The following is a 6,151-nucleotide window of genomic DNA, read 5'->3' on the forward strand; positions in this document are numbered from 1 at the left end:
TGAAGATATGAAGGCCGAACAGAGCTGCTAAGCATTTTATTATTAACCGATCGGCTCCTTCAGGCAAGGCCGACTTCATGCATGAAGCGATTAGGGGGAAAGTACATGGAAAGCACCGGCGGTAATGTACTTTGGTTTACCGGTCTCTCCGGCTCAGGCAAGACGACTACGGCGCAGGAGGTCTATGCGCGGCTGGCGGCGGCCGGTCGACCGGCGGAGCTGCTCGACGGGGATGCCGTACGCAAGGCGATCTGCAGCGGGCTCGGCTTCAGCCGGGACGACCGGATGGAAAATATACGCCGTATCGCGTTTGTCGCGAACCTGCTGTCCAGGCACGGCGTTACCGTTCTCGTCTCCGCGATTACTCCTTATGAGGAGATGCGCGATTATTTGCGGAAGCACGTCAACGGATATGTGGAAATTTATGTGCAGTGCTCCTTGGCGGTCTGCGAAGCGCGGGATGTGAAAGGATTGTACGCCAAAGCGCGCCGTCATGAAATCGGCATGTTCACCGGCGTTTCCGACGTGTACGACGAACCGCAGCGGGCAGACTTGGTCATTAGTACGGAGCACCGTTCCGTTCAGGCGAATGCGCTGCGTATTGTGGAGTGGTTGAATCGGGCGCGGGACGGACACGGTGACAGCGCGGTCGCGGAGGCGGGGGATGAGCCGTCTGCATGCGCCGATGTCGCACAGCAATACACAGCAGCCGCTCTGGAGCTGGCGCCGGTGGCAGAGTCGAGCGTTTCCGCTCGGCCTGGAGACGCTGCGTGCCCACCGGAGGGAGACGGCCGATGAAAATCGTTATGGTCTCGTTGGATACGCTTCGCGCCGACCGGCTCGGCTGCTGCGGATACGGCAAGCCAACATCCCCGCATCTCGACAAGATCGCCTCCGAAGGAGTGCTGATGGAACGTGCCTATGCGGCGGACATTCCGACCGAGGCGGCCCATTCGGCCATTTTTACCGGATGCATCGGCTTGACGACGGGAATCGTGTCCCACGGCTCCGAGCTGGCCTATCTGCCCAAATCGGTCGAATGGCTGCCGTCGAAGCTCAAGACGGCCGGCTTCGTAACCGGCGCGGTCGATAACCTGTACAACCTGAAGGAATGGTTTGCCCGCGGTTACCGTTACTACATCAACAGCTCGGGCAAAAAGCGGTGGATCGACGGCCGGACGGTGAACGAGCTCGCGCTTCCATGGATCCGAGAGCATAAGGATGACGATTTCTTTTTATTTCTGCATTATTGGGACGCTCATACGCCTTATTTGCCGCCGAAAGACTATATTGCCCCTTTTTACGACAAGGAGAGCGATCCGTATGCCTCGGGCAATACGAGCATGGAGCGGGCGTATTCCCATCCGGCGTATCCGTTTTTCAAGCATCATCATTACAAGCGGCTCGGCCCCGTCACGGATGCGGCGTATATCAGCGCGCTTTACGATGCGGAAATCCGCTACCTGGACGACCGGCTCCGCGAGCTGGACGACTGCCTGAGCGAAGCGGGCATACGGGATGATACGCTGCTCATCCTGTTCGGCGACCATGGCGAAAGCTTGACCGAGCATGACATTTACTGGGATCATTGCGGTCTGTACGAGCCGACAGTGCACGTTCCGCTCATTATGCGGTGGCCCGGGCGCATTCCGGCGTCCCGGCGGGTGCGCGGGTTCGTGCAGCATGCCGATCTGATGCCGACGCTGCTGGAGGCAATCGCCGCAGAAGCGCCTGCGGAAATCGATGGGGCAGCGCTCAGGCCGGCTTCGGAGTACGACGGGCGAAGCTTGTGGCCCGCCATTCGCGGGGAGGCCGAAGGAACGCTTGACGAGGTGTATTTAAGCGAATGCGCATGGCAGGCGGCCCGGGCGGTGCGCAACGAGCAGTTCAAGCTGATCCGCAATTACGACACGGGACCGTTCCGGCGTCCGGCCGTCGAGCTGTACGATTTGCAGCGGGACCCGGAGGAGCGGTACAACGCGGCGGAAGCTTTCCCGCAAATCGCGGAAGCGATGGAACGGCGGCTGGACGCGTTCGTGGCGGGCAAGCTGAGCGGACGGCCGGACCCGATGATGGTCCAGATCCGCGAGGCGCAGCTGCCGTTCCGGAGGCGGATCGAGTCGATTCTCGGCGCCGTCGGATTGACGTGGGAGTCGTGGATCGCGAACCCGCAGCGCGAACGGTATGATGCTTTAGAGGAAGCGCTTGCACGCAAGTTGGAATAATACTTGTGCCCAATTCGAAGATGAAAGGTGGTGCAGTCCCGGTTGGCGCGATTGAATCGGCCGATGCGGGACGTAAGGATGGCATTGAAAATAGGAATTGTCGGAATGAATGGAATCGGTATGCGTCATGCGGAGTGCTATGCGCATGATCCGCTTGCGCATGTGGTCGCCGTCTGCGACGTTGTCAAGGAAAAGGCGGATAAAGCGGCGGAAAAATACGGCGTTAAAGCTTATTACAGCCTGAAGGATATGCTGGAGGGCGAGCCTGAGCTTGAGATCGTCGACGTCACGACGGGCGGGATCGATAACGGCAGCTGGCATTTCGAGCCGGCGATGCAGGCGATTGCGGCCGGGAAGCATGTGCTGATCGAGAAACCGCTTGCGAACGATATCCGCGAAGGGCGTGAGCTGGTCCGTTTCGCAGCGGAAAAGAACGTGTATCTGGGCTGCAACCTGAATCATTATTTTACAGCACCCGCGGAGAAAGCGCGTCAATATATCGAAGCCGGAGATATCGGCGAAACGGTGTACTGCTTGCATAAGATGGGCTTCAACGGCGGGGAGGATACATACAGCCCGCCCAAATCGCCGAAGGACAAAGGCCATCCCTATTTCCATATGAAAGCTTTTTTGACCCACCCGTTCAGCGTGATGCGTTATTTTTGCGGCGACATTACCCATATTCAAACGTTTTCCAATCAAGCCGGCTTCCGCAAAAGCGCCAGCGATATTATGGTATCGATCAACAGCATCCACGTGAAATTCGCCAGCGGCGCGGCCGGTTACCTGCTGAGTCAGCGCGGAGACGCGACATACGGCCTGGGCGGCTGGTGGAGCATGGAAGTGGGGGGCACGAAGGGAACCTTCTGCATCGAAAATTGCGTGGAAAAAGTTTCGTACTGGAGAGCGCAAAAGGGCGTTCCCGCCATCGGCGCGCACCCGCAGCCGGAAGTTACGGAGTCGGGCGTGACGGAATTTAACACGACCTTTAGCAACCGGCTGCACGCCTTTCTGGAAGATATTACGAACGGCGTGCCGAGAGAGCATATCCGCGCTTCCGGACGCGATGCGCTGGCCGTGCTGGAGTATACGTTCGCCGTTATCGAATCGTATGAACAGGGAGGCGCCATCGTCAGACCGCATCCGCTGCCGGCGTTCCACGGCGATCCGCTGTCGATGTAAGCAGAGCGGAGGCAGTCCGTTCTACTGGCGGCAACAGCAGCCGGGAAGCATTTGCCATGACATTCGCATGTTTATCAAACAAATAAGGAGAGTGTTCGCCCATGATTAAGCTTGGCGTCAACTCGGTTTTGTTCAAGGAATTTGATTTTGCGTCGGCCGCGCATCATATTGCGCTCAGCGGTTATGACGGCGTGGAAATTTCGGCGATTCAAGGGATGTGCGAACACCTGGATCTGGCGCGCTGGAAGGAGCAGGCGGCAGAACTGAGGTCGATCGTTCAGGACAACGGCTTGAGCTTCCTCTCGATGGAATTCGGCAGCGTAAAAGACGAGCAGCGGTTGCTGAGCGCATTCGAAGCGGCTGCGGAGATCGGCATTCCGATCGTCAATATCGGTCCCGGCGGGAAAACCGGGGTGGAGGAGGATGTAGAACGTTCCATCGACCTGCTGAAACGGATGTCGGAGAAAGCGGAGGCGCTTGGCGTAACGCTGTGCGTGAAGGCGCATATCGGGCAGTCCGTTCACGATACGCCGACAACGCTGCGCGCAATGGCGGCAGTATCGTCCGGCGCATTCGGCATCGATATGGACCCGAGCCATATATTCCGGGCCAATGAAAATCCGGAGGAGGCGCTTCCGGCGGTCATCAGCCGCGTTAAGCACGTCCATATCCGCGATTGCAAAGGACGGGAGCAGGGGCCGGGGCCGATCGAGCTGCAGGCATGCGGACGCGGCGACATTAACCTGTTCGCCTATTGCAAAGCGATGGTCGACAACAACTATGACGGGCCTGTCGTGCTGGAAGTAATCGGAGCGAAGCCGGAGCATTCGCTGGCGCAAGTTTCGATCATCGCCGCCGAAACTTACGGTTATTTGAACGCCTGCCTGAAGCAGCTTGGCGCCCGTTAACCGTCGCGTTAACGGCCGTAACGGAGATTGTCCCGCTATTCAACGACAGTCTCTTAACGCGCAACGTATACTTACCCATTCAAGGAGAGTGAACGGCATGTCCACGCATTCAAAAAAGCCCAATCTGATTATATTCGGCATTGACAGCTTGCGCCGGGACCGGATGAGCTCGTACGGCTACCTGCGGTTAACAACGCCTCATCTCGACAAATTGGCGGGAGAAGGCGTGCTGTTCGAGCAGCATTTCAGCCCGAGCATTCCGACAACGCCTGCCTATGCGGGCATGCTGACAGGCAAAGACTGCTTCGGCACCGATGTGGTCGCGCTGCGGCATAAAGGCGACGTCGGCGCCAAAACGTTGGCGGAGGTGCTGCGGGAATACGGCTACAATACGACATGCGTCGGGTTTACCGGCAATCCGTCAGCACGCGGCTTCGACAGTTATTTGGACTATGAGGCCTGGCTGCCGGACGAAACCGGCAAATGCCCGAAGGCGGAAAATTTGAACGAGGTGGCGATTCCGGAGCTGCGCCGGCTGGCCGGGGAAGATCAACCGTTTTTTCTGTTTTTGCGGCATATGGACCCGCATTCGCCTTATTTGCCGCCGAAGCCGTTCGAACGCATTTTCTACGGTGGCGATGAGCATGATCCGGCCAATCGTTCGATGGAGCCGGTTTATGACTTCAAGCCATTCGCCGATTTCCTCAAATCGTGGATTCCCGAAGGCGTCACGGATCAGGAATACGTCAGCGCTCAATACGACGGGGCGGTCGCCTATATGGACGCCTCCATTCAAAGCCTGCTGCGCACCGTTGACGATCTCGGGCTGACGGACGATACGCTGATCGTCGTCACCTCCGATCATGGAGAGACCTTGTACGAGCATGATTGCTATTTCGATCATCACGGCCTGTACGACTGCACGCTGATCGTCCCGCTGATCATCAAGTTTCCCGGCAAGCTGCCTGCCGGCAGGAGAGTGCCGGAGGCGACGGTAATCAGCGATATTATGCCGACCGTGCTCGAGCTGCTGGACATCGACGAGCGGCTGGAGCCGGACGGCCAAAGCCTGCTGCCGTTCGTTAACGGCAGCCCGGAACGGCGGATCAGCGAGTTTTATATTACGGAATGCACCTGGATGCGCAAGCATGGCTGGCGGACGCCGCATTGGAAGCTGATCCGCGCGCTGGAGCCGGATTTCCACTTCAAGCCGGAAGTGGAACTGTACAATTTGATTGAGGACCCGCTCGAGAACCATAATGTAGCTGAGCGGGAACCGGAAATCGTGGCGCTGCTGACCGCCCGGATGGAGGTGCATATTCACCGCCGCGAGCAAGAGACAGGCCGGACCAATCCGATGTATACGAATCTGGGCTGGCATGGCAAGGGCGACGCGCCGTTTACTTCATCCCAGCAAGCCTATGATACGCTGTATATCGGAAATTCGCGTACGGCCCGGACGCTGCAGGCCAAAGAAGCGGGCAAATAATGCCAAGGCGCCGCACCGCAGACCCGCGGTGCGGCTGCTTTACGATACAGCCCAGCGGTGATATGTCAAGGGGATGATCGATAAGAATTGGAAAAAACATTGCCTAAAGCGTACCCAGAGCTAAAAAAAGACATCACTAAACTAACCCCACCATTTAGTCTGAATTTTCAGACTATTTACAGGCATGGGCAACATGTAAAAAGAGTAGAAATCTGGAAATCCTATGGATTCCTCCTCTCGGGTGGTGTGTACATTTTGTTGGTCTTCAGTAGCATGAATACCAACCGTACCAATTTTCGTGAAGATAGGACGAGGGCTCTTTTGTGCTTATGCTTCGGGACTTCATC

General features: G+C 57.5%; 5 protein-coding genes. All 5 read left to right on the top strand.

The window, feature by feature from the left end:
• Window positions 1–105: 105 nt before the first annotated feature.
• The 5 genes from cysC to E1757_RS08330 all read left to right on the top strand — a co-directional run bounded on the left by cysC (window position 106) and on the right by E1757_RS08330 (window position 5,804).
• On the top strand, window positions 106–798 hold the full coding sequence (cysC, locus tag E1757_RS08310; RefSeq protein WP_133226550.1) for an adenylyl-sulfate kinase: 693 nt from the start codon (window positions 106–108) through the stop codon (window positions 796–798).
• On the top strand, window positions 795–2,225 hold the full coding sequence (locus tag E1757_RS08315) for a sulfatase family protein (protein ID WP_165972007.1): 1,431 nt from the start codon (window positions 795–797) through the stop codon (window positions 2,223–2,225). Before cysC ends, E1757_RS08315 begins: the two co-directional genes overlap by 4 nt.
• Before the next feature lie 42 nt (window positions 2,226–2,267).
• On the top strand, window positions 2,268–3,407 hold the full coding sequence (locus E1757_RS08320; protein ID WP_133226554.1) for a Gfo/Idh/MocA family protein: 1,140 nt from the start codon (window positions 2,268–2,270) through the stop codon (window positions 3,405–3,407).
• A 101-nt stretch (window positions 3,408–3,508) separates the two neighbouring features.
• Entirely contained in the window at window positions 3,509–4,315 is an 807-nt protein-coding gene (locus tag E1757_RS08325) for a sugar phosphate isomerase/epimerase family protein (RefSeq protein WP_133226556.1), read from the top strand.
• A gap of 97 nt (window positions 4,316–4,412) precedes the next feature.
• Window positions 4,413–5,804, top strand: a complete 1,392-nt coding sequence (locus tag E1757_RS08330; protein ID WP_133226558.1) for a sulfatase family protein — start codon at window positions 4,413–4,415, stop codon at window positions 5,802–5,804.
• Window positions 5,805–6,151: the final 347 nt, after the last annotated feature.

Source organism: Paenibacillus piri (assembly GCF_004354045.1).
GTDB lineage: Bacteria > Bacillota > Bacilli > Paenibacillales > NBRC-103111 > Paenibacillus_S > Paenibacillus_S piri.